This is a genomic window from Vibrio sp. La 4.2.2 (assembly GCF_027586995.1).
Taxonomy (GTDB): Bacteria; Pseudomonadota; Gammaproteobacteria; order Enterobacterales; family Vibrionaceae; genus Vibrio; species Vibrio mediterranei.
The window spans coordinates 649,495-673,786 of the sequence record NZ_JAPPTJ010000003.1 but is presented as its reverse complement, the minus strand read 5'-3'; the positions used below and the strand labels follow the sequence as shown (position 1 = coordinate 673,786).

17 protein-coding genes are annotated in these 24,292 nt (G+C 44.8%); 8 read left to right on the top strand and 9 right to left on the bottom strand.

The annotated features are described in order from the left end of the window. Positions 1 to 34 precede the first annotated feature (34 nt). A complete protein-coding gene (locus tag OH456_RS09395) occupies positions 35 to 670 on the top strand; it encodes a murein L,D-transpeptidase catalytic domain family protein (RefSeq protein WP_038229911.1) in 636 nt (211 codons plus the stop codon). 64 nt (positions 671 to 734) lie between these two features. On the opposite strand, the gene OH456_RS09390 is transcribed toward OH456_RS09395, so the two are convergent. Further along, positions 735 to 2,168: a DEAD/DEAH box helicase gene (locus OH456_RS09390; protein WP_038229913.1), complete on the bottom strand. Its 1,434-nt coding sequence runs from the start codon at positions 2,166 to 2,168 to the stop codon at positions 735 to 737. A 267-nt stretch (positions 2,169 to 2,435) separates the two neighbouring features. Here OH456_RS09390 and OH456_RS09385 point away from each other — a divergent pair, with 267 nt between their 5' ends. Continuing rightward, positions 2,436 to 3,839 (top strand): MATE family efflux transporter, encoded by a 1,404-nt coding sequence (locus OH456_RS09385; RefSeq protein ID WP_270033326.1) that lies wholly within the window; start codon positions 2,436 to 2,438, stop codon positions 3,837 to 3,839. 59 nt (positions 3,840 to 3,898) lie between these two features. Here OH456_RS09385 and dgcA read toward each other — a convergent pair whose 3' ends face one another. The 8 genes from dgcA to mnmC form a co-directional block, all read right to left on the bottom strand. Beyond that, positions 3,899 to 4,864, bottom strand: coding sequence for an N-acetyl-D-Glu racemase DgcA (dgcA, locus tag OH456_RS09380; RefSeq protein ID WP_171389289.1), 966 nt, complete (start codon positions 4,862 to 4,864; stop codon positions 3,899 to 3,901). 7 nt (positions 4,865 to 4,871) lie between these two features. Beyond that, positions 4,872 to 5,876, bottom strand: a complete 1,005-nt coding sequence (gene dgcN, locus OH456_RS09375; protein WP_270033325.1) for an N-acetyltransferase DgcN — start codon at positions 5,874 to 5,876, stop codon at positions 4,872 to 4,874. Between the two features lie 171 nt (positions 5,877 to 6,047). Continuing rightward, positions 6,048 to 6,950 (bottom strand): LysR family transcriptional regulator, encoded by a 903-nt coding sequence (locus OH456_RS09370; RefSeq protein WP_198557532.1) that lies wholly within the window; start codon positions 6,948 to 6,950, stop codon positions 6,048 to 6,050. A gap of 471 nt (positions 6,951 to 7,421) precedes the next feature. Further along, complete coding sequence (locus tag OH456_RS09365) at positions 7,422 to 7,799, bottom strand: diacylglycerol kinase (RefSeq protein ID WP_006071338.1); 378 nt, start codon at positions 7,797 to 7,799, stop codon at positions 7,422 to 7,424. 4 nt (positions 7,800 to 7,803) lie between these two features. Then, positions 7,804 to 8,877 carry a DUF4056 domain-containing protein gene (locus OH456_RS09360; protein ID WP_198557533.1) on the bottom strand — a complete coding sequence of 358 codons (1,074 nt, stop codon included), beginning with the start codon at positions 8,875 to 8,877 and terminating at the stop codon, positions 7,804 to 7,806. Between the two features lie 123 nt (positions 8,878 to 9,000). Then, on the bottom strand, positions 9,001 to 10,827 hold the full coding sequence (locus tag OH456_RS09355) for a GGDEF domain-containing protein (protein WP_198557534.1): 1,827 nt from the start codon (positions 10,825 to 10,827) through the stop codon (positions 9,001 to 9,003). Between the two features lie 7 nt (positions 10,828 to 10,834). Then, positions 10,835 to 11,896, bottom strand: coding sequence for an ABC transporter substrate-binding protein (locus OH456_RS09350; protein WP_124940819.1), 1,062 nt, complete (start codon positions 11,894 to 11,896; stop codon positions 10,835 to 10,837). Between the two features lie 179 nt (positions 11,897 to 12,075). Beyond that, on the bottom strand, positions 12,076 to 14,085 hold the full coding sequence (mnmC, locus tag OH456_RS09345) for a bifunctional tRNA (5-methylaminomethyl-2-thiouridine)(34)-methyltransferase MnmD/FAD-dependent 5-carboxymethylaminomethyl-2-thiouridine(34) oxidoreductase MnmC (protein WP_270033323.1): 2,010 nt from the start codon (positions 14,083 to 14,085) through the stop codon (positions 12,076 to 12,078). A 175-nt stretch (positions 14,086 to 14,260) separates the two neighbouring features. On the opposite strand from mnmC, the gene fabB reads away from it, so the two are divergent. The 6 genes from fabB to accD all read left to right on the top strand — a co-directional run bounded on the left by fabB (position 14,261) and on the right by accD (position 24,257). Next, positions 14,261 to 15,472 (top strand): beta-ketoacyl-ACP synthase I, encoded by a 1,212-nt coding sequence (gene fabB / locus OH456_RS09340; protein WP_006071332.1) that lies wholly within the window; start codon positions 14,261 to 14,263, stop codon positions 15,470 to 15,472. Positions 15,473 to 15,704: 232 nt separating this feature from the next. Further along, the gene (locus OH456_RS09335; RefSeq protein WP_270033322.1) at positions 15,705 to 16,850 is read left to right on the top strand and encodes a 4-phosphoerythronate dehydrogenase; all 1,146 of its coding nucleotides are present in this window, start codon (positions 15,705 to 15,707) and stop codon (positions 16,848 to 16,850) included. Continuing rightward, positions 16,834 to 17,847: an aspartate-semialdehyde dehydrogenase gene (locus tag OH456_RS09330; RefSeq protein ID WP_088876921.1), complete on the top strand. Its 1,014-nt coding sequence runs from the start codon at positions 16,834 to 16,836 to the stop codon at positions 17,845 to 17,847. Before OH456_RS09335 ends, OH456_RS09330 begins: the two co-directional genes overlap by 17 nt. A gap of 196 nt (positions 17,848 to 18,043) precedes the next feature. Beyond that, the gene (locus OH456_RS09325) at positions 18,044 to 22,198 is read left to right on the top strand and encodes a FimV/HubP family polar landmark protein (protein WP_270033321.1); all 4,155 of its coding nucleotides are present in this window, start codon (positions 18,044 to 18,046) and stop codon (positions 22,196 to 22,198) included. A gap of 150 nt (positions 22,199 to 22,348) precedes the next feature. After that, complete coding sequence (gene truA / locus OH456_RS09320) at positions 22,349 to 23,152, top strand: tRNA pseudouridine(38-40) synthase TruA (RefSeq protein ID WP_124940824.1); 804 nt, start codon at positions 22,349 to 22,351, stop codon at positions 23,150 to 23,152. Between the two features lie 178 nt (positions 23,153 to 23,330). After that, positions 23,331 to 24,257 carry an acetyl-CoA carboxylase, carboxyltransferase subunit beta gene (gene accD, locus OH456_RS09315; RefSeq protein ID WP_006071327.1) on the top strand — a complete coding sequence of 309 codons (927 nt, stop codon included), beginning with the start codon at positions 23,331 to 23,333 and terminating at the stop codon, positions 24,255 to 24,257. Positions 24,258 to 24,292: the final 35 nt, after the last annotated feature.

Below are 24,292 nucleotides of genomic sequence, written 5' to 3'. Positions count from 1 at the left end.
TTTATCAACCTGATTAGAATAACTTGTTGTAATAATGGTAAAAAAGATTTTTTCACCGTTGTGGGTGTTAGCGCTTTCTGTTGCTTTCCTGTTTTCCCACAGCGCTCGCAGTGAAGCGGAGATTAGTCCAACATCGGCTAAAGGCATATACAACAGCGCTAAGCTGTATGGGATCGTCGACTTTCAGTTGTTTAAAGATGCCTATAATGCATATGAAAGTACTACCAATCGCAGTAAATCACTATTAACTATTATTGATTATTCGAAGCCCTCTACAGAAAAACGCTTTTATGTCATAGATATGGCGAAAAAGTCTTTGGTTTTTAATACGTATGTAGCTCATGGTGTTAATAGTGGTAAAAAGACGGCGACTAAGTTTTCAAATATTATAAATTCTCGCAAGACATCACTGGGGACATTTTTAACGGACACAACTTATTACGGCTCTAATGGTTATTCACTAAGATTGGATGGACTAACAAAAGGCGTTAATGATAATGCTCGTGACCGATATATTGTTGTTCATGGAGCAGATTACGCTAACGAATCTTTCATGAAGAAAAACGGCTATCTTGGTCGTAGTTGGGGTTGCCCAGCCTTGCCGGAAAAGCTGTCTAAAGAAATTATTGATACGATTAAAGGCGGCAGTGTTATTTACGCTAGCTCTTAATGAATAATTATCTGATTTTTAAATTAAAAAGCCCACTATGAATAGTGGGCTTTTTGCTGTCTAGCTAAGCGTTTTGCTTTGGTTTACTAGCACGAGGTTTGCTTGGTCTAGGCTTACGCTTCTTGTTCGCACCGTTGTTTGCATTATTCGTACTGTTACGATGATTAGCGTTACCTGACTCACCGTCGCTATTACGCTTAGTATTGAACTTTCTTGGTTTACGAGGCTTTTCAGAACGAGGCTTATCTGCACGACCATGTCCGGATGCAGTCGATTTCTCTTGGCCTTCTTGTTTAGGCTTTTTTGGTTTCTTCGGCTTCTTCGGTTTAATTGGGCGCGTGTCCAGCTTTGACTCAGGAACGGCGTTTACTGGTTTGAATCCCTCTAACTCGAATCGGTCAATAAGTTTACCGATCAGTCTTTCAATACCGAATAGCTCTTTTGCTTCATCAGCACATACTAAAGAGTACGCTTTACCAGTTTCACCAGCGCGGCCTGTACGACCAATTCGGTGAACGTAGTCTTCAGAGACATGAGGAAGATCGAAGTTGACCACTTGAGGTAGCTGTGGGATATCGAGTCCACGAGCCGCGATGTCAGTTGCCACTAGTACGCGAATTTGCCCGGTTTTAAAGTGCTCAAGTGCTTTAGTTCGCGCGCCTTGGCTCTTGTTACCATGAATCGCGAGTGCTGTGATTTTCTTACCTTCAAGGAAACGGGCGAGACGGTTTGCGCCGTGTTTAGTCTTACAAAAGACTAAGACTTGCTTCCAGCTACCATCGTCTATTAGCTTGGCCAGCATAGCTGGTTTTTGCTTCTTATCTGCCACGTATAAGCTTTGCTCTACGAGTTTTGTGGTTGAGTTTGGCGGTGTGACTGATACTTCAATAGGGTTATTCACCAACCCTTTAGCCAGATCACGAATCTCGTTGGAGAAAGTGGCTGAAAATAGTAGGTTTTGGCGGTTTTTCGGCAATAAATCGAGGATTTTCTTAATATCGCGGAAGAACCCCATATCTAACATACGGTCGGCTTCATCAAGTACGAGCACTTCAAGTTGAGAGAACTTAATGGCGTTTTGCTGGTAAAGATCAAGTAGACGACCTGGTGTAGCAACCATCACGTCACAGCCCTTACGCAGCTTCAGCATTTGTGGGTTGATCTTCACGCCACCGAACACGCACTGTGAGGTTAGTGGAAGGTTAGTGCTGTATTTGAACACGCTCTCATGAACCTGTGCAGCAAGCTCACGCGTTGGGGTAAGGATAAGCGCGCGAATATGATTGCCTTTCACTCGCTGACCTGAGTTTAATCTTTCAAGTAACGGTAGCGCAAAGCCAGCGGTTTTACCTGTGCCGGTTTGTGCTGCAGCCATAACATCCTTGCCTTCGATAATTGCAGGAATGGCTTGCTCTTGAATTGGTGATGCCTTTTCGTAACCTAGATCTTGGATAGCACGAAGAATAGGAGTCGAAAGACCTAAAGATTCAAAACTCATAGTGGTACTCGTCGGTGGAGTGAGAAAAGTGGCAGTCATGGGATAGAGCAAATCTATCGTTATAAAAGGCCGTAAACCCAAGGATAGGGTAAGGCGCGCTATTCTGCGTGCTTTTGTGACGAACTTCAATACAATTCTCGTCGATTTGCGCTATTGAAATTTGTAGGTAAGGTGTTTATATTGTCGCCGCCTAACGGGCACACCCTAAAATGCACATTCGCCATCCTGCCATCACTGGTGCATTTATATTGGTGTTTTAGAACTTTCATGCAAACGACTACTCGTCCTTTTTCTCGTTTTACTCGTGAATCGGGTGCATTAATGCATCTGTCGATACCTATTATTCTGACTCAGCTTGCCACTCAAGCGATGGGTTTTGTGGATACCACAATGGCTGGTCAAGTGAGTGCTGCCGATCTCGCAGCGATCGCCTTGGGTGCTAGTCTGTGGATTCCAGTTTTATTGCTGCTTCGCGGCGTGATTATGGCGCTTACTCCGGTAGTGGCATATCACCGTGGTGCGCGTGACTTTGAGAGCATCTCTGTCGAGTTCTTTCAAATGGTTTGGCTCGCATTGATTTCTAGTGCGCTGCTGGTGGCTTACTTGGTCAGCGCGAAACCTATCTTAGAGTGGATAGGGGTTGCATCAGAAATTATTCCTATTGCTAGTGATTATGCGTTTGCCTTGGCGTTTGGTGTGCCGGGTATTGCTTTGTTCTATACCTTAAATGGTTTCTGCGAAGGGATGAACAATACTAAAGCGCCGATGATCATTTCAGTTATTGGCTTGCTGGTAAACATTCCGGTTAACTACATCTTAATTTACGGCAAGTTTGGGTTTCCTGAACTCGGTGCGGTAGGTTGTGGTTGGGCAACCAGTTTGGTGTATTGGTTAATGTCGGGACTATTGTATTCCTACATTAAAGGTCATCATCACTACAAAACGATCATTCGGTTTACTGATATTAAACCAAGAGCAAAAGAGATGATTCATTTGCTTAGGTTAGGTCTACCGATCGGTATGAACATTGCGGTTTGCGGCAGTATTTTTGCTGTCATCGCCTTGTTGATTGGTCGTATTGGAGCGGAAAATGTTGCGGCTGCGCAGATCGCCTTGAATATCTCCAGCATGACTTACGTGATTCCAATGAGCATTTCGTTTGGTATCACTATTCGTGTGGGCCACGCATTAGGTGCTAAAGACGAGATAGGCGCGATTGAACGCAGTAAAATCGGAATCTTGGTTGCAGGATTGATGTCGTTAATATCGGTGACAGTTTTCTTGTTGTTCCCGGATTGGATTATTCGACTTTACACTACAGACCCAGCAGTGAGTGCGACAGCGGCAACGCTACTTGTGTTTACAGCCATGTACCAGTTTAGTGATGCGCTGCAAACCTCTTCGAACGGTGCGCTCCGTGGGTATAAAGACACGAAAGTGCCGATGTTGTTGGCGATTGCTTCTTATTGGGGATTGGCATTGCCGCTTGGCATAGTGCTAGGGCTGACAGATCATATTGTGCCAGCTATGGGTGAAAAAGGTTTTTGGATCGGCATTCTTACGGGACTGACTGTGGCTGCGATATTGATGTTGCTGCGTTTACTTCACGTAATTAAAAAGCGTCCGCCTATTACTTCTGATAGAGCTTCTGATGGAATGACTACTCGCTAATAGTAAAAGCGCGTGATACCTGAGAAAGGGTCACGCGCTTTTTGATTATTCGTTAGCTGCTAGAGCAGTAATCGTCCGTTTTTATAGCCAAGGCCATTCTCGACATCGCTGCCGAGTAGCACTGGACCATCAAGATCCACCACTTCTGCTTTAGTAGCTATAGGCAATGCTGCTTTCATTGCCATTGACGTTCCCAGCATACAACCGCTCATGATTTTAAGTCCCAGTTCACGAGCTCTTCCCTCTAATGCTAAGGCTTCTGTTAATCCGCCAGTTTTATCAAGCTTAATGTTGATCATCTCATAACAATCGACGAGTTCATCTAGCTCGGCTCTGGTATGGCAACTCTCATCAGCGCACAGTGGGATAGGGTGGGGAATACCCTTGAGTAAGTCATCTTGGCCACTAGGAACGGGTTGCTCAATCATGGTGATGTCTAGCGGTGCTAATTGATCGAACAAGGACTCAAGATCAAGTGACGCCCACGCTTCATTAGCGTCAATGACGATCTTCACTTCAGACGATAATGCTCGAATAGCGGCTATTTTCTCAACGATATCCTCGTTATCGAGTTTGACCTTCAGCAGCGTTGCACCTTCATCAATATACTGCTTTGCTTGGCTTGTCATGGTGTTGAGGTCAGCAACAGACACCGTCATCGCAGTTTCGATACTGGGTGCAATCGCAAAATAGGGTGATGGGAACTGGCTATCAGAGAGCTGACTTTCAAGCGACCATAACGCGCAATCAATAGCATTTCGAGCAGCGCCAGCCGGATAGTTTTGCAAGGCGAGTCGCGCTTCAAAGGGGTCTTGGGTCACTAGGTCGGCACTAAACTCATTGATTTGTGCCATGACTGATTCCACCGACTCACCATATCTCGGATAAGGCGTACACTCCCCTTGTCCAAGTTGTCCTTGGTATTCGATGGACACACGAACTACTTCACAGTGAGTACGTGTGCCTCTGGATATCGTGAAGGGCTTCGCGAGTTTAATTGAGTGATGGTGCGCTTCAATCTTCATAAGATTCTCACAACGTTTTTAGCTTGTTAGCGATTGAGTCTACCCCAAAACGAACAGGGTCCGTTACGGGAAGGTCAAACTGTTCACTCCATTGTTGACAGAGTTCTCTGGCGTCAGACTCATCCAATATGGAAGTATTTAAACAGATACCTGCAAATTGGACTTTGGGGTTAGTCACACGTGCTGCCAAAAGGTTAGCGTTAATTGTTTGCTCAATCGTGGGCAATTGCGCGTGGGGGAGATGGCGAATGTGCTGACGTCCAACTTCGTGACAAAGAACAAGTGCATCTGGCTGAGCTCCGTGCAATAGTCCCAAGCTTACGCCAGCAAAGGATGGGTTGAAAAGAGAGCCTTGTCCTTCAATGATATCCCAATCATGATCGTTAAACTCAGGACTTAAAGCTTCTACGGCACCAGAAATGAAGTCTGCTACGACCGCATCCACTGAAATGCCTTGACCGTCGATTAATATGCCGGTTTGCCCTGTGGCTTTGAATCTAGCGTCAACATTGAGCTGCTTGAGGGTTTGTTCGATGGCGAGGGCACTGAACATTTTCCCTACTGAGCAATCTGTTCCAACAGTGAGTAGTCGTTTCCCCGAGCGCTTTTTACCGTTACCTACTGCAAGGCGTTCGTCATAGTGTCTAACATCAAACAACTGGATTAAGCCTTGATCTGCCATTTGGGCTAACTCTGGGATGTCTGTCAGTCTTTGATGCATTCCCGATGCAATATCTAACCCTAGCTTTGCTGCAGCAATGAGTGTCTCTACCCAGTTTCTAGGAATAAAGCCGCCCGCATTGGCGGTGCCTATGACCAGCGTTTTTACGCCTTGTTTTTTAGCCTGCTCAAGTGTTAATTCAGTAAGCCCTAAAGAGACGGTATCCTCGGTTAGCCTGAGTTGCCCTAAACAGGCATCTGGGCGCCATTTGACAATACCGCGCGCGGTTTTTGCTGAGAGAGGATCAGTGACGTCACCGAGGAAAAGCAAGTAAGGCTGAGAAATGTTCATAGTGTCCCTTTATTCACAAGTAGCGAGATTCACAAGTAGCCCGCTTTACAGCTAGGTAAATTCCTAGCAGCGAGGCTAATGCTATCTAAGATAGGGAGGGAACACTCTGATAGCGAATGCTCGTTTGTTGGTCGCCTATAACATTAGGTTATAGGTGGCTATATGTTGTAACTAAGCGCTCGCGTGATTCTTCAACATCGAAAGAAAAGATCTCGTCGCAATCGAAAAAGGATGTAAGTCGCTGGTAAGTAGTGAGACGGAACAGTCAATAACGTCGGATAGCTGGAGGCTATGTAAGTTCTCACTTGCCGCATATTGGCTGGCAGTCCAAGGGTCAACAATCGCAATACCAGCTCCAAGAGCGGCCAGTTCTGCACCTGAACTGTAATTCCTAACTGTAAGGGACGGAACAAAATCAGGCTGTATTTGCTCAAGGGCGAGCGTGAGTTTCTGCCCTAAAGGATCGCGCCTGTCTAGGGCGATGATGTTTAATTCATCGTCCAACAGAGCTTCTAACGTCACTACAGGGGGGTTATTCTCGCCTTCGCTCAATCGAGTGAAACCAGAGGTTGGTACTAGAACTTGCATTGATTTCTTGGCCAGAAGTTGGTGAGAAATACCGGCAGGAGTGTCTTCACCAAACGCGACAGCAATATCGAGCGCATTGTCGAGTAATGCGTCGCACAGTTCACTGCGATTACCGGTGACCAGTTCTATTGAGCATTGATGTGCTTGATGAAACTGTGCAATCACCGGTGTCAGGAATTTTGTAGCTAATACTGGTGGCGCACCTATTCGAATATGTTGATGCCCTTTTTTAACCTTGTTGGTGAGGGTTTTAAATTGGCCGAGTTGTAGATAGATTTTCTCTACTTCTGGTAACAGGGTTCTGGCTTCTTGAGTGGGAACCAGACGACCTTTGACGCGCTCGAACAGAGAAAAGCCAAGCTGTAGCTCCGTATGAGCGAGTACACGGGTCACATTAGGTTGCGATACATGGAGGTTTTTCGCCGCGCCAGAGACGGTTCCCGTTTGCATAATCGCATAAAACACTTCTAGTTGACGTAAGTTCACAAATACTCCATTCCCATACTGGCTCGCTGTAACTGTAATGGATCTTGCGCCTGAAGAGAATGACCGATTTTGACGCGATAAGGACTCTATCAGAAAACTGATGAAACCCTTATTTATTAAGCCTAAGTTGGCTTATTGCCTGTCTTGGTCAAAATCTCCGTGGAAATGGTCGTGATCAGACACACTGTCGGCGGCTTTTAGTTTTCCACCAATACGCAGAGTTTGTTTCGGCTGAACCTCATAGTGTGTGCTAAAGCGCGCAACTTGCGGTGCTGCCTCGGCAACCTCGGGGAAACAAGGTTTCGCTCATCGGGTAATAAGTTGTTTCGCAAAGAATTTGTTGAAGTTCAATTCAATATCAGAGGTGCCAAAAGGCGGCTCAAAACATGAGGACTAGATAAAACAAAGGCTCGAACCTAGGTTAGGTTCAAGCCTTGAGTTGAAATTAGAAGTTAGACGGCTGTGGCGGAATTAGCCGATGAAATGCGACCAAAATATGGATGACCAGATCATAAGTGCTAAACCAATTGCCAGAAACACAGCGGCAGAGCCGAGGTCTTTTGCGCGGCCTGAAAGCTCATGACGTTCTAAACCGATTCGATCAACAACGGCTTCAACCGCTGAGTTCATCAGTTCGACTATCATGACAAATACAACACTACCGACCAGAGCCACTTTCTGAAAAAGAGAAACATCGATGAGCAAAGCAATAATAACAGCGGCAATCAGTGCGACCACTTCTTGACGAAAGGCTGCCTCGTTCTTCCATGCTGCTATTAGCCCCGACCAAGAATATCGGGCGGCATAGATAATACGTTTAATTCCGGTGTTTTTTTGTATTTCACTCATAGTGTTAATTCAACTTCATTATTAGGGCATCGTTGCGATTGTTCGCATCTTGATCATCGACCGATTTAGAAATATTGGCGATCATTTGGAACTCTTCATGAGTCCAGATCTCTTTCTCATTTAATGCGGACGGCAGTATATCAAACGAAGCGATCTTGTCAGCAGCAACGAGCTGTAATTGACCAAACTGTTCAAGCTCGTTCAATGATGACAAGGAAAGTGGTGTACCTTTAGTGACTCCATTTGGGACCAAATCTAGGCTGTAGTGGTAATCGCGAGTCTTAACTACCCATTTATTTGGTAAGCGTTTGCTACTATCCCACCAGATACCATCCAGCTTTTTAAGCTGTGCGATGGTGGTGTCTTCGTCTTGGGCATCTAACATCTTTAGGTGTTTTCTGAAGTATTGTGGAAATAACACGACAAAGGCATCTTGAGTGATGTCAGGGTTGATCTTAATGATCTCCATCGCGATTAGCGCACCTAGCATATTTGAGTACAAATCTTCTGGAGAGAAGGCGGAAGGATACTCTTTAAACCCGCCGACAGACACTAACCCATACCATTGAGCAATTTCATGCCACTGTGCAAGGCGAAACGCCAATAAACCTGCGAGCTTTGCCTCTTCGTTGTTAGCTGAGTCAAGCTGGTCTAAATTATTGAACACGATTCTTCGAGCACGAAGTTCTGGCGTCAGAGCCAATTCAAATTCGTCACTGTCGCGATTTTTGATGCTGTGATATAGGTATAAGGTGAAGTCTGCAGTATCTCTCACATGCGCGGTATCGATGAAGCCACCTTTATTTGAGAATATCAGACCGTTAACTTCGTCTGACGTGCCGATAAGACTGCCTATGACACTCGAAGAACCATCATTAAACACATGAGCATCAACGTCTTCGACATTAAGTACGTTTTTAATGGAGTAGAAAGGGACGGGAACGCTTCCTAGCTCTGCTTTTAGGCCTGTTCCAAAGGCGCAACATGGTCTTATCCCTACTGGTACAGTGTTTACGTCCGCAAAACTAGGCTGAACAAACGTAAAAGCTAAACTAAGTAGTAATAATATTCTTCTCATAATCAACCAAAAATCAGTATGTGGAACAAAAAAACGGCAAAGTGTGCAGTTTACACAGCCTTGCTTTGTCAAAAAAATGCAAGAATTTATGGTGACGATAATAAATCAATGAATTGATGAGGTTTACCATTTCGTGCCAGCTGCGATTTCTACGTGGTTTCTACCTCGCTTTTTGGCGGCGTAGAGGGCTTCATCCGCATTTTCAAGCATGTTTTGTGGAGTAATTGGATGGTCACCTAAGTGCTGAAACGCGACACCAATGGAAATGGTCACAATGTCATAAGGGTCGTTACCGGAATGCGTGATGTTGAGTTTCTCTACTTCTTGTCGCATTTGCTGTGCCAGCACGACACTCTCTTCTTGTGAGGTATTGACGAGAAGTGCACAAAACTCTTCTCCCCCAATTCTTGCCACCATATGACCACAGGGAGACAACACCTGCTTGAGTGCTTGCGCCACATAACGAAGGGCAAAGTCTCCTTGGACATGACCATAGGTGTCGTTGTATTGCTTAAAGTGGTCGACATCTATCATCATAGTCGTAATGGTACTAACAAAGAGGCTTTCGGTGTTGTGGGCGAGCTCAGACATAAAGGGACGGCGGTTGGGTAGGCCAGTTAGTTCATCTGTTTCGGCAGCGATATGTAACCTGCGATTTGTTTCGATGAGCTCATCTTGTAAGGCAGTCATCTCGTTATGATTTTTCAAGCGAATATGCAGTTCACTAACGGTGGTTGATAATCGACTTAAAATGGTTTTCTGTGTTTCTGTCCATTGCTGGTGATGATGCAAGTTAGACGCACTCAATATGCCGAAGACAGACTGACCATCAATAAGAGGAAATAGAGCAATAGAGCTGACATTCTGGGCTCTGAGTAGTGCGTATTCAGTTTGTGCACTGTCTTTAATCGATTCGATGTCATCAATAATGATGGGGTCGAGAGACAGTAAACGCCTTTGCAGTAATGTCATGGCTTCGATATTAAAACCTTCACCTAAAGGATTTTTTGAACCATCAGCCCGCCATGAATAGCTAAACGTGGCCATCTGTTCTTGGATTGAGAGTATGCTAATACGATCAATTTCTAAAACTCGTCCTATCGGTTCAAACGCGCTATACATCACTTCGGTAACATTATCTTCGTTACATGTGAGAATGTTTAATGACATATCTGCCAAAATGCGATGTAACTTACTTTGCGTTTTGTATGCTTCCGTTTGCTGTTCAATAGAATGTTTAAGTTGACTCTGATGCTGCAATAGCTGGCGTTCAGTTTTTTTCTGTGCCGCAATCGCATTTCGAGAAGTGTTGTTTAGGTTTTGCAAGGCGTGAGCAACGTAAGTTAACTCATCTTTACGCTCAGTTAAGCTGTGGGGCAGTTTAACTTTGCTTGAAGTTCTTGGACTAATATCTTTCGAAAGACGATAGAGTTCTAAGAGTGGCGTCGTGATCAGCTTACGAACAATAAAGAGAATAACGACAAGAATAATAACAGCTTCGATAATATTAAGTAGCAACCCCAATGCAAGCTTAGATATCACCTCTTCTTGGATAATGCTGTCGTCAATCATGTAGGAGATGTTGCCTAGGTAGCGGCCGTTATATCGCAGTTCCAATATCGAGGGGCTGGTTTTGATGTTTGGTGATAAATTGGCGTCTAAATAGGTGCCATCGACACCAGTTAATCGAATATTACGAATGTAATCATCTTCACTAATGCTCAGCATAAGTTGCTGAAGTTGAGAGAGGTCTAGATCCCACAATGATTCTGCAATGGGATAGGTGAGCGAATGTACATGCGCTCGAGCATGTTTGTTCACTTTGTGTATTTCTTGTCGATAATCAATGTAGGCTTGAATAGCGATGTTGAAGAGTGTCAACGTACCAGTGACGATAATCAAAATAGTGATAATTTTGTTGCGGATGGACATAGCATTGAAGCGCTGCATCTATCGTTCACTCACTTTTGACAACAAAAGGGTCGATTGGGTTGGCAAAAATGTCGATATTTTCGAAGTCTATGTTGCTCCATGCTTTGTCCTCAAGCGTAGAGAAAAGCTCAGAGGGGTAACGAATGATTTGAAATAGATTGAATTTGGTTCTTTGTGGCCAACGCTGGTCTTTCTGGTGATGATGAATCTTAACCATTTGCAAGCCGACTGCTGTGAAGTGTCCACCGCCCAAAGAAGTAATGTGTCCGTCTTTCAGTTCCGATAATACCGACTGTGAGGTGTTGATCGTGCTAATAAAGATGTCGTTGCCGATACTGCGTCCCGCTTCGCTAATTGCTTTTTGAGCACCAAATGCCATGTGATCGTTGGCGGTCCAGATGTAACGGACTTTTGAATGGCGTTTAAGCAGGACTTTGGTTTGTTCATAAGCCAGATCCTCTCGCCAGTCTCCGTAAACTCGCTGCGCAACCGTAGTGTGTTCTTGCTGCATCACAAACGCCATAGCACCTGCTTCGCGATTGTTTGAGGCTGGAGTGTTTTTATCTCCTGACAGGATTAAGAAGGCGCCTTGTTTATCCTTTCCTTTTTGATACAGATCTTTGGCAGTGAGATATCCGATATTAAAGTTATTGGGAAATACGCCAGGCATAAGTCGCGTATTCCATATTGGATCGGTTCGCAGCGTTTGTTTGCTTGAAGGGGAGAGGTCGTTAAGTACGAAGGAAACAAAGCAATTTGATTCAGATAGCATGTTCAATAATGCAAGGCCGTTGCTTTTTTCGTTAACGAGAACTACATAGTCGGGCTTGGGTAAAACTTGCATCCGTTCTGCAAGCAACTGTTGTGTCAGAATGTGGTCTCTATTGCCGTGAAGTATCTCCAAGGTTAAGCCAAGCGAGGATGCCGCTGCTTGAGCGTAGCCGTCAACGTCTCCCCAGAAGCTCTCATCGGCGAAGCCTGGGTTAACGAATAGAACTCTTGTCGTCATGTTCTGGTTCGCACTCAACGCGAACGGACTATGAATGATAAGCAAGCAGCATATCAACCAAATGGATCTCCAAATCATACTAACACTCCCTGTGTTAGAGAAAATTATGGGATTTAGATCACATTAAGTCGAATGGATTGGTTTGAATTTGTTGCAGATTATTCGAGTTTCTCATTTCTTGAACGCTTTTTTGGTTTTGAGATAGCAGAAATGAAAGACATCAGCCACGAGGTAGGGCGTGGCTGATGTGGGTTTGCTTATAGGGATAAAGGTTTTGATTTTATGATTCGTTTTGCCCAAGCCCTTGCGGGATGCAGTTGTGATAAAACATCCACGGGTAGCGGAAGAGGATCACCGCAAATCTCAGAGGCTAATAGCTCAGCCAAAAGTGGCGCAGAACTCAGTCCTCTAGAGCCTAAACCGAGCATACAATATAAGCCGCCATAATTCGGAAGTTCACTTAACGTGTTGTCGTCCTCGGAATAAGAGGCATCCAGCTTATCAAAATCACACACTTGACCAACGAAGGGTAAGTGATCTCGACTTACGGTGCGAATCCCCTGTCGTGACTGGTTATCTGAGGTGTCTACCTCATTTACCCATTCGACGTCTCGAATACAGTGTCTGAGTTTTTCTGCATTTTCGAACTGAGCTTGTTGATCAAATTGGTTATCGATGTGTTTTCGATCGTAGCTTGCGCCGATGCAATGGGTGCCTGTTTGTGGATTGTTTGGCGTCATGTAACCGTCATAACATAACACCGACTTTAGTGATTTGAGTTTATCTGTCGTCTGAATATGGCTGACTTGTCCTTTTACCGCCGTAAGATGAAGTTTCTCTGTTTGTTTTATAGCACTGAATTTATGGCCATTAGCAACGATAACTGTGTCGAAGTTAGTTTGATGGATAGTGCCGTCAACGAGGATGACTTGCCACTTTCCGTCCTGCGCTTGTTTTAGCTCAGCTACTTCTAAATTAAAGTAAGCACTACTTTTTCCATTGTTTACACTACTTTGGATTAGACCTTGAGTGAGCTGGAATGGACATAACCAACCTCCAAGAGGGTAGTGAATGCTCGCATGCGGCGAAGGGAGGCCGATGGTCTCTGAGGTTTGTTCTGCATCCAACTTATGGATAAGCGCTGTCGGAAAGCCTCCTGACAACATACGTTCGAGTTTAGTAGCAGATTTTTCGTCCCACATCAGTTGCGTGACACCGCACCAGTCGTGGTCGTAAGGGATTGTGGTTGCTGCTTGCTCCGCAAACTGGCGGGCATAAATAAATGCTGGAGCAAACACTCTGGATACGCCTTTGTGTTCGCCGTTAAGAAGTGGGTAAACCGCACCTTGTTTGTTTCCGGATGCACCTTGAGCAGGTTCACTGTCTTTGCAAAATAGTTGACTGTGAATTCCTCGATTTGCTAACGCTTTTGTTAGGCAAGCACTGGCAATACCACCACCAATGATGGCTACTTGTTCTGGTGTATTTAGATTTGGTCGATAATACAGTGAGTGATAGTTTGTGAATGGCATTTTCTGCGCGATTTGACCGACAATCATGTCACGCTTTGTGCCAAAACCTTTGGCTTTACGCATATCGAAACCAGCTTCGATTAAACCTCTTCGAACAAAACCTGCTGCCGTGAACGTTGCACAAGTACAATCTTGTTTACCGAGCTTAACCATGCCGTTAAACAGCTCTTGATTCCACATCTCTGGGTTCTTACTTGGCGCAAAACCATCTAAGAACCAACAATCTACTATACCTTCGTTTGGTGTGGGTACTAGCGGCATGCAGTCTTTTATATCGCCAAACCAGAGATCCAGCGTTATCGCGCCATCCGCTAAGACAATGCGATGACATTCCGGTACAGCCATAGGGTAATGTGCTTGCAACTGTTCGGCATAAGGCGCTAACTCCGGCCATGCTTGATGCGCTTTTTCTAGATCGGTTTTTGAGAGAGGGTATTTCTCAAAGCTAATAAAATGCAGTTCTTGAAGTGTCGAATCCGGGTTGCTCATTCGGAACTGTTCGAACCATTGCCATACTGCGAGGAAATTGAGGCCGGTACCAAATCCGGTTTCAGCAATGACAAAACGTCGTTGTTCGAAATCCTGCCAACGCTCCGGAAGGCGATTTTGTTTCAAAAAAACGTAACGTGTTTCTTCTAACCCATTGACATTAGAGAAGTAAACATCGTCAAATTGGTCTGAAACTGGAGTACCCGACTCATTCCAGTCGAGTTGAGCGTGAGTGATGGAAGTCATAATATTGACACTTAACTTGTGTTATACCCGTTACTAGAAAGTTATCACAACTACAGTTATTAGGGCATCGATAGCATTTATTGGTGCGGATTGTACGAATTTATGGGAAAGCTGACCACTTATATCCTGTATCTTCGTTATCATTTAGCAGTTTTTGAATTTATAGGAAAGTCACATGAAACGAGTCGTAATTACCGGTATGGGTATTGTTTCGAGCATCGGTAACAACGTAGAAGAAGTTTTAGCGTCTCTAAAAGCAGGCCGTTCTGGTATTAACGCCTCTGAGCAGTTCAAAGAGATGGGCCTTCGTTCTCAAGTGTGGGGCGACCTGAAAATCAACCCTGCTGAGCACATTGATCGTAAAAAAATGCGCTTTATGGGTGATGCTGCGGCATACGCTTATCTATCTATGGAACAAGCCATTGCTGATGCGGGTCTAACAGAAGACCAAGTGTCAAATGACCGTACGGGTATTGTTGCTGGTTCTGGTGGTGCTTCAGCACTAAACCAAACACTTGCGGTAGACACTATTCGCGAGAAAGGCGTGAAGCGTGTTGGTCCTTACATGGTACCTCGTACTATGTCTTCAACTGTTTCTGCATGTTTGGCTACTCCATTTAAAATCCGTGGTGTGAACTACACGATGAGTTCTGCATGTGCGACGTCGGCACACTGTATTGGCCATGCGATGGAACTGATTCAACTTGGTAAACAGGACATCGTATTTGCTGGTGGTGGTGAAGAGCTTGATTGGACTCAAACTATGATGTTTGATGCTATGGGCGCACTATCTACTAAATACAACGAAACACCAGAAAAAGCCTCTCGCACTTACGATGCAAACCGTGACGGTTTTGTTATCTCTGGTGGTGGCGGTATGGTTGTTGTCGAGGAACTTGAGCACGCTCTAGCTCGTGGCGCGACTATCTACGGTGAAATCGTAGGTTACGGTGCAACTTCTGATGGCTACGACATGGTAGCACCATCTGGCGAAGGTGCGGTTCGTTGTATGAAGATGGCGATGCAAGATGTAGAAGTGATTGATTATGTAAACACTCACGGAACATCAACTCCTGTTGGCGACGTAAAAGAACTGGGCGCTATTCAAGAAGTATTCGGTGGCAATAGCCCTGCAATCTCAGCGACAAAAGCAATGACAGGTCACGCATTGGGAGCAGCTGGTGTTCATGAAGCAATTTATTCTGCGCTAATGCTACATCACAGCTTTATTGCACCAAGCATCAACGTTGAAGAACTGGATGAAGCAGCCCAAGGCCTAGATATTGTTACTGAAACTCGTGAACAAGAACTGAATACAGTGATGTCAAACAGCTTTGGCTTTGGCGGTACTAACGCAACGTTAGTATTGAAAAAGTATCAAGGCTAAGACTGGATAATCAGTTATTATGATTTCCAGAGCTGACCAGTGAAAATTGGTCGCAGACGCAAGTTTTAACCCCTGGAGAGCGGGTTAAAATCCTTTTGTTCTGGATATTGCCCAGCCATTATTGGCTGGGCATTTTTCTATCTAGGGAATTTGAAAAGAGTTCTCTCGACACTGTGGTGAAGATCTTGCACAATTCATGCCTAGGTAAGGACAACACCCTTTGGACAAAACAATGAAGATTATTGTTGATGAAGCAATGCCTTATGCTGTCGAATTGTTCGAGCAGCTAGGTGAAGTGATAGCGAAACCAGGACGTGAGCTAACTGCTGACGACCTTTATGACGTTGACGCGCTGATGATACGTTCGATCACAAAAGTGAATGAATCGTTGTTAGAAAAAGCGAACAAATTGAAATTTGTCGGTACAGCGACAGCAGGCATGGATCATGTTGATCAAGCATTGTTGCAACAGCGTGGTATCTTTTTCACTGCTGCGCCAGGTTGCAATAAGGTTGGCGTTGCGGAATACGTGATCAGTAGCTTGATGGTTATTGCTCAGCAACAAGGCTTCTCTATTTTTGATAAAACAGTGGGCATTGTTGGTTGTGGTCAAGTTGGAAGCTATCTCCAAAAATGTTTACAAGGTATTGGTATTAAGGTTCTGCTCAACGACCCTCTTAAGCAGCAGCAAGGCGATAGCCGTGAATTTACCGATCTAGATGTACTGTTGGAGCAATCTGATGTCATCACTATGCACACGCCAATCACACGAGATGGTGAATTTCCGACTCATCATTTAATCGATGAAGCGCGTTTAAACAATTTTAGATCTGACCAAATCTTAATAAATGCAGCACGAGGTCCTGTGGTGGATAATGCTGCTCTAAAGCAGCGACTACTTAAGAATGATGGGTTTACTGCTGTTCTTGATGTGTTTGAGTTTGAACCAGTAGTTGATTTCGACCTACTTCCTCTGTTAACGTTCGCGACCCCTCATATTGCAGGCTATGGTTTAGAGGGTAAAGCTCGCGGTACCACGATGATCTTCAATAGCTATTGCGAATTTTTGCAGCTATCTGAACGTGCTAACCCAGATGCTTTATTACCTATTGCACCCATTCCACAAATTGCATTAGATAGAGAGTGGGATGAAGCGACACTGCATAGCATGACTCAAATCATCTATGATGTACGCAAAGACGACGCAATTTTCCGCCGTGAAATTCACAATGAAGGCGGCTTTGATAAAATGCGCAAAAATTATTGGGATAGGCGTGAATATGGCGCCATCCTTGTTAAGGGTAGCGATTCATGCAATTTAGCACCTTTAGCAGAACTAGGATTTCAAATCGAGGTAACCAATGAGCCAACAATTTAATATTGCTGTATTTGGAGCAACCGGCGCTGTAGGTGAAACTATGGTGGAAGTGCTTCAAGAACGCGAATTTCCAATGGGTGACATTTACTTGCTGGCTAGCGAGCGTAGTGAAGGTAAAACTTATCGCATTAATGGCAAAACCGTTCGAGTAGAGAATGTAGAAAACTTTGACTGGTCTCAGGTTCACATCGCACTGTTTTCTGCTGGTGGTGAGCAATCAGCTAAGTGGGCACCAATTGCGGCCGATGAAGGTGTAGTTGTTATCGATAACTCCTCAAACTTCCGCTATGAGTATGATGTTCCTTTGGTTGTTCCGGAAGTTAATCCAGAAGCGATTGCTGAGTTCCGTAACCGTAACATTATCGCTAACCCAAACTGTTCAACTATTCAAATGTTGGTTGCATTGAAGCCTATTCATGACGCAGTAGGCATTGACCGTATTAATGTCACGACGTATCAGTCAGTGTCTGGCGCGGGTAAAACAGGTATTGATGAGCTAGCGGGTCAAACGGCAATGCTACTAAATGGCAAACCAGTTGAAAATAAAGCATTTAGCCAGCAAATCGCATTTAACTGTATTCCACAGATTGACCAGTTTATGGACAACGGCTACACCAAAGAAGAAATGAAAATGGTGTGGGAAACTCAGAAGATTTTCAATGATGCGAGCATCATGGTGAACCCAACGTGTGTTCGAGTTCCAGTATTCTACGGACATGCTGAGGCGGTACACTTAGAAACTCGTGCACCAATTTCAGCGGAAGAAGTGACGCAACTGTTAGAACAAACGGACGGTATTGAAGTATTCCATGGTGAAGATATGCCAACTCAAGTTCGTGATGCGGGTGGCAAAGACCACGTTATGGTTGGTCGTATTCGCAATGACATCAGTCACCACAGTGGTATCAACCTATGGGTAGTGGCAGACAACGTGCGTAAAGGCGCAGCGACGAATGCGGTGCAAATTGCAGAAGTGTTAATTCGTGATTACTTCTAAACGCGTTACGTTCGATTTAAGTTGATAATTAAAGGCCTCTTGTTAGAGGCCTTTGTTCTGTATAGTGTGACAAAATTGGTACGAATATCATGCTTGAATCATGTTTTTTCAAGGCTGAGCTATAGTTTTGCAGTGATTATCCGATATAGTACCAAGATTAGATTTGTATTTTTTATCGCAGACAGCTGAGCCTTCCATGCATCATTTTTTAAAGCCTTTGCTGGTGACACTTGCACTAGCAGGAGCGACGACTTCTTTTTCTATCAGCGCTGATACTATTCGATTAACTGGTCCTAACGGTGAAGCTCTGGCTGCGCCACAGTTTTCACAGCCAATTCGTAATCAAGTTACTCCAGATTCTGACACGCCTGCTCGCTATTATGGGCCCACTAAAGTCAACGAAACTCTTTGGTCGATTGCAAGTCGATTTAAACCAGCAGACGCTACCGTACAACAAACGATTTACGCCTTTTATCAACTCAACCCTGCTGTATTTGAGCAAAATAATATTCATAAGCTGGTACCTAACAGCGAGCTACGCATCCCATCTGACGCTCAAATCAATCGTGTCGATTTACAAGAAGCCTTAGCCGTACTTGCTGCCCATCAAAATAAACTCAATTCAGCAGCGACACAGAGACAGGCCAAGGTGGTCGCTGAATCAAAACCTGAGGTAAAACCTGCTGATGTGAAACCAACGGTTGAAACTTCGGCGACAACCAAATCGGTTCCTTCGCAAGTCACGCAAGAAAAAGTTTCGGACATCAAACCTCAAACAGGTTTAGAGCAAGTTATCCCAGCGGCGAAAGGCTTAATTGAGTCGGGTGAGATTAAGCCGCCAGCACAAGAGCTAACTCAAAAGCTTCAGGAAGAGTTGACGCGTTCAGAAAGTGAATTGCTTTCCCTAGAAGAGCGTAATCATCAATTGAGGTTGATGCTGTCAGAAGTCCAAAATGAAGTGGAAGTTCTAAAAACTGAAGTCAGCAACGAAGAGCGCATTCGCACAGAGGTTGAGCGACAGCTCAGTGAAGAGAAACGTAAGCAAGCAGAGATGGCAAGGCTTGCGCCGAGCAAGTTGGATACTTGGTTAGCTAAGCCTTGGTTTGTTGCTTTATTAGCATTTGTTCCTGCATTGCTGATCGGCTTGTTGGTAATGATGGTTTTACGATCTCGTAAGCAAAAGACGCAGATTGCTAGTAATCAAGAAGCCAATACCTCAAACCCGTCGTCTGATGTTGCAGCAGCGACTGCTGGTGTTGCTACTGCAGCTGTTGCGGTTGATGCTCTGGATGATGATAACCCGTTCTCGGATGACCTGCTTGCCGGGATTGAGGAAGATGATGACAGTAGCCAATTAGAGGTAGAGCAACAGCCAGAAGATGATATTTTCGCCGATTTGAATGATAGCGATCTTGATTTCAATTTAGACGATGATGATGAAGACCCGTTTGCCAGTATCGATGAAGATGGTGAACTGGATATCGGTTTTGTTGATCTTGACGCGAGTAATAACGGTATCAGCGTTAAAGATGGAGAAAAAGCATTAGGTCTTGAAGAAATGGAGCGTGCACTCAACGATGTTGCTGTTCCAGATGCAGAAGATGACCTCGATTTAAACTTGTCTGATACAGATTCAGAGCCTGTTTCTCAACAAGAGCTCGACGATCTATTCGCTGATTTTAACGGCACGTCTAGTACTGAAATGGCTGACCTTGATTCGGAGGAACCTGAAAACTCACTAAATCAAGCGGATATGGACGAGTTACTTGCGGGTGATAGCTTTGATCTAGAAAGTGATGGTGACTTCAATCTGGATGATCTAGATATTGAGACGGATAACAAAACCGCATTAGAGATGACGCCAGAGCAAGCAGATGAACCTGTTGACAATGCCGATATTGATGACCTTTTTGCCCAGTTCTCACAAATAGACGCAACGCCTGAAGCGCCACAGTCTAATACCTCTGAACTGGCACAAGACGAAGAAATCACACTTCTAGACGATATGCTGGACGAGGATTTTGAGCTGTCTGATTTGGATGATTCTGATCTAATGCTCGATGAAATAGTCGATGCTGATGAGAAAGAAGCCACTGACAAGGAGTTTGAATCTTCCGAGAATTTAGGCCTAGATGACGTCACTTTACTGGCAGATGAAGACTTAGAGCTTGATGAAAACAATACCGACTTACTTGATGAGTTACTGTTTGAAAGTACGTTAGGCGATTCAACCTCTGATGAGAAACAAGCTGTTGATCTTGACCCGTTTGCCTCTGACGACCTAATCGGCGCAGATATTGATTTAGATAGTGAGATCGAAGACAGCAAACTTGAACTTTCTGACCTTGAGCCATCAAACCTTGAGCCTTCAACAGTAGAAGCCGAATCTCCACTAGCACAACAGCCTGAGAATGACGACGTAATGGCTGTGGCAGAAAGTACTGATGTAGAAGAACGTGCAGATGTAGATAAGTTGGTCGAAGAGAGCACGGCTGCCGCAGCGCAAAATGTAACTGAAGAGCAGCGCTTAGAGGATGACCTCGATCTGGCATTAGATGCTGAGTTGCTACCAGCTACTGCTGAGGCTGAGCAAGTCAATATCGAAGAGCTAGATTCGATGGATGTGTCTTCATCTTCGCAAGCTCCTGCCGGCGAAGCACAATCTCAAGTGGAAGAGCCATCAACATTAGATGACTTAGATAATAATGTTCCTGACGTTGATTCTATTTCAGATGAACAAGGCATTGCTGAACCGTCGTTACCGTCAAGTTTTGAAAGCGAAGTTTCGCAAGAGAACGAGCGACATCACGAGGCGCATCAGCAACAAACGTCAGCCAGTGACAATGCGAGTACTGCATTTGAAGATGAGTTCGACTTCTCTCCTGAAATTGAAGGGGTAGGAGAGTCGGACACAGTGCCGCGTGATGATTCGCAAGAACAGAAAGAACTTGAAGCTTTGATGGCGAATGAGTTTGGAATTCCTCAAGATGATGATTGGTTGATAGATGATGAAAATACTCCATCAACTGCACTAGAAGCCGAAGTGGCGGAATCATCTCAAGAGCAAGAGTCTGACGATGACTTTTTAGCCAAAGCTTTGCAAAGTGAATATAACGAAGAAAATGCTTTCGCCGATGCAGAGGGTGACGCTGAGGATACATTACAGCCGGATTCGGAACTGGCTGCCGATTTTGCTATGGCCGATGATGAACTGCCTGAGTATAGCGAAGAAGATGCGCTTGCTGATGTGTTGGCAGGACAACCAATAGAGCAAGAGGCGTCTGAGCCTAGCGATGTTAGCGAAGCGGAGATTGAAGCTGTACTTCATGACATTGAATTGCCAGAAGAGGTAGAAGTTGCCCACAACACAGAGAGTGACATTGAAACTGCCCCTCAATCAGATGCTACTCAAACGGTGCCGGAACGAGAACCGATCGAAGAGTTTGATTTTCCTGATTACACCGAAGAGGACGCGTATGCGGATAGTGAGCAAGCAGAGCCTGAGCTTGTTCATGAGCCTTTGGTTCAGGATGAGATCACCGATGGCGCTATTTCGTTAGAGGATCTACCGGAATACGATGAGTCACAAGCTGCGGCGGATATGGAGTCGTCCGCTTCTGAACGCGAGCCGAGTTTTGCAGTTGAGCAAGACATGGTAGGTGAAACATTAGATCACTCAGAAATTGATGCTCTAGCAGATGCTTTCTCTATGGTAGACATGTCAGCTATAGAGCAAGAAGGTCAGCTTGGGGAGCTGCTGCAAGAGGGCGAGCAAGCGTTCTCAAATATTAGCCCTGTTGACCAAACCACGGCGGATAGTGCTGGGATGGATTTAGGTGTGATGCTGCAAGACTCTCCAGACCAAGAAGGTGGAGAAGACTGGAATGGTTTCTCATTGACTGATGAGCAGCGAGCATCGATCGATCACCAAATCCCAGATGAAGAACAGGAAATTTGGAACAATACTCATGCTGGATCTTTAGTTGATGCCAGTGAAGAGGACTGGGCTTCCCAAGACCCTGTTGCCGACTTTGAGGACAGCGCAGATCAATTTATGACGATTGATGAGCTGATGGCACAGGTCGACGACAATGCTTCCGCTGATGAGGAAGAAGAGTTGAAATTAGATGTGGGATTGGATGAGTTCCCTGATGTCATTGGTCCTATTACTGAAGTCGATGTTGATTCGGATTCCGAAGCCGCAGGTAACCTTGACCTTGCTAAGATCTATATCGAAATGAACGATTTTGAAGGTGCGGTGAAATTACTTGAGAAAGCGCTACTAGAAGGTAGTGGCAATATTCAATCAGAAGCAAAGGCCTTGCTGGCTAAGCTTTCCGAATACCAGTAAGTAAAAGTGATGTAAAACGGCGGTTGAATGACCGCCGTTTTTGCTTTTACGCTTTGATGACAAAGGATTCACCACACGCGGGTTTATACCTTTATGAGTTGGGTATATACTTTGCCCCCTTTGAAAATTGACAGATAGACAGAGAAAACGATGAAAGTTGCATTAGGTATCGAATATAACGGTGCAAACTACTACGGTTGGCAAAGACAAAGAGACGTCTCTAGTGTGCAAGAAGAACTGGAGAAAGCGCTATCGATCGTTGCAAATCAACCGGTAGAAGTACAGTGTGCTGGTCGAACAGATGCTGGTGTACATGGCACTGGGCAAGTGGTTCATTTTGAGTCTTCTGTCATTCGTAAGCCAGCTGCCTGGACCATGGGCGTGAATGCGAATCTTCCTAAGGATATCGCTGTGCGTTGGGCAAAAGAAGTCCCTGAAGAGTTTCATGCTCGTTTTTCAGCGACCGCTCGACGCTATCGTTATGTGATCTTTAACCACGCGTTGCGACCTGGCATTTTGTCTTCTGGTATTAGTCATTATCATGGCGAAATTGATGCAGAAAAAATGCACCAGGCAGGTCAATATTTGCTGGGCGAAAACGACTTTACCTCATTTAGAGCGGTTCACTGTCAGTCTCGAAGCCCATGGCGTAACATCATGCACCTCAATGTTTCTCGCCATGGACCGTATGTGGTAATTGATATCAAAGCGAATGCCTTTGTTCATCATATGGTGCGTAATATCACTGGCAGCTTGATTGTGGTGGGTAAAGGAGATCAGCCACCAGAGTGGATTGAATGGCTATTGCAGCAGAAAGATCGCAAGCTAGCTGGCGCAACGGCTAAAGCCGAAGGCCTGTATTTGGTAGATGTGGATTACCCAAGTGAGTACCAGCTCCCAGAAGCACCAATTGGTCCACTATTTTTGCCGAATGATTTGAACTCTGGTTGGTAATTGTACTCGAAAATTAGTAGAGACTTTCGGTGTTACAAATATTTATGGCAATGTCACAAGGATAGGTACAACCAGTTTTTTATCTACAGTTAGCCTGTAATATGGTTTAATCCAACGGCATTAATTAGAATTTCAATCTCTCGCCATTAGGCGGGGGTCACAAGAGAAAAGGTCTTCCATGAGTTGGCTTGAAAAAATTTTAGAAAAAAGCAACATCGTTAGCTCGCGCAAAGCGTCTATCCCAGAAGGTATCTGGACTAAATGTACTTCCTGTGAGCAAGTACTTTATCATGCTGAATTAGAGCGTAATCTAGAGGTGTGTCCTAAGTGTGACCACCACATGCGAATGAAAGCGCGTCGTCGTCTAGAAACATTCCTAGATGAAGGCAATCGTGTTGAACTTGGTACAGAGCTTGAGCCACAGGACAAGCTGAAGTTTAAAGATTCAAAGCGCTATAAAGAGCGCATCTCTGCTGCTCAAAAAAACAGTGGTGAGAAAGATGCACTCGTTGTCATGCAAGGTGAACTACTAGGTAACCCAGTCATCGCATGTGCATTTGAGTTCTCCTTCATGGGGGGCTCTATGGGCTCTGTGGTTGGTGCTCGTTTTGTTCGTGCAGTAGAAGCCGCTATAGAAAACAACTGTGGTTTAGTGTGTTTCTCTGCCAGTGGCGGTGCACGTATGCAAGAGGCACTAATGTCTCTAATGCAAATGGCGAAAACCAGTGCTGCACTTGAGCGCCTATCTCAAAAAGGTCTACCGTTCGTTTCTGTTATGACTGACCCAACTATGGGTGGTGTATCGGCGAGTTTAGCAATGCTGGGTGATATCAATATCGGTGAACCAAAGGCACTGATCGGTTTTGCTGGTCGTCGTGTTATCGAGCAAACGGTTCGTGAAGACTTACCAGAAGGCTTCCAACGTAGTGAGTTCTTACTTGAGCACGGTGCGATTGATATGATTGTTGACCGCCGTGAAATGCGTCAACGCGTAGGTAGCCTGCTTGCTAAAATGACAAATAAAGCGTCTCCTTTAGTGGTCTCTGTTGAAGATTCTCCAGAAGAACCTACATATGAAGTACCAGAAGCGGACGAAAAAGGGTAAAGTACTCACTAAGTTATCAAACGTTAAGATATTGA

Excerpts from the sequence above, each read along its gene's own strand:
- dgcA (WP_171389289.1), bottom strand. The coding sequence starts at position 4,864 with ATGAAGATTGAAGCGCACCATCACTCAATTAAACTCGCGAAGCCCTTC.
- mnmC (WP_270033323.1), bottom strand. The coding sequence starts at position 14,085 with ATGACTTCCATCACTCACGCTCAACTCGACTGGAATGAGTCGGGTACT.
- OH456_RS09390 (WP_038229913.1), bottom strand. The coding sequence starts at position 2,168 with ATGAGTTTTGAATCTTTAGGTCTTTCGACTCCTATTCTTCGTGCTATC.
- OH456_RS09395 (WP_038229911.1), top strand. The coding sequence starts at position 35 with ATGGTAAAAAAGATTTTTTCACCGTTGTGGGTGTTAGCGCTTTCTGTT.
- OH456_RS09385 (WP_270033326.1), top strand. The coding sequence starts at position 2,436 with ATGCAAACGACTACTCGTCCTTTTTCTCGTTTTACTCGTGAATCGGGT.
- OH456_RS09335 (WP_270033322.1), top strand. The coding sequence starts at position 15,705 with ATGAAGATTATTGTTGATGAAGCAATGCCTTATGCTGTCGAATTGTTC.
- accD (WP_006071327.1), top strand. The coding sequence starts at position 23,331 with ATGAGTTGGCTTGAAAAAATTTTAGAAAAAAGCAACATCGTTAGCTCG.
- dgcN (WP_270033325.1), bottom strand. The coding sequence starts at position 5,876 with ATGAACATTTCTCAGCCTTACTTGCTTTTCCTCGGTGACGTCACTGAT.
- OH456_RS09350 (WP_124940819.1), bottom strand. The coding sequence starts at position 11,896 with ATGATTTGGAGATCCATTTGGTTGATATGCTGCTTGCTTATCATTCAT.
- OH456_RS09365 (WP_006071338.1), bottom strand. The coding sequence starts at position 7,799 with ATGAGTGAAATACAAAAAAACACCGGAATTAAACGTATTATCTATGCC.
- truA (WP_124940824.1), top strand. The coding sequence starts at position 22,349 with ATGAAAGTTGCATTAGGTATCGAATATAACGGTGCAAACTACTACGGT.
- OH456_RS09325 (WP_270033321.1), top strand. The coding sequence starts at position 18,044 with ATGCATCATTTTTTAAAGCCTTTGCTGGTGACACTTGCACTAGCAGGA.
- fabB (WP_006071332.1), top strand. The coding sequence starts at position 14,261 with ATGAAACGAGTCGTAATTACCGGTATGGGTATTGTTTCGAGCATCGGT.
- OH456_RS09360 (WP_198557533.1), bottom strand. The coding sequence starts at position 8,877 with ATGAGAAGAATATTATTACTACTTAGTTTAGCTTTTACGTTTGTTCAG.
- OH456_RS09355 (WP_198557534.1), bottom strand. The coding sequence starts at position 10,827 with ATGCAGCGCTTCAATGCTATGTCCATCCGCAACAAAATTATCACTATT.
- OH456_RS09330 (WP_088876921.1), top strand. The coding sequence starts at position 16,834 with ATGAGCCAACAATTTAATATTGCTGTATTTGGAGCAACCGGCGCTGTA.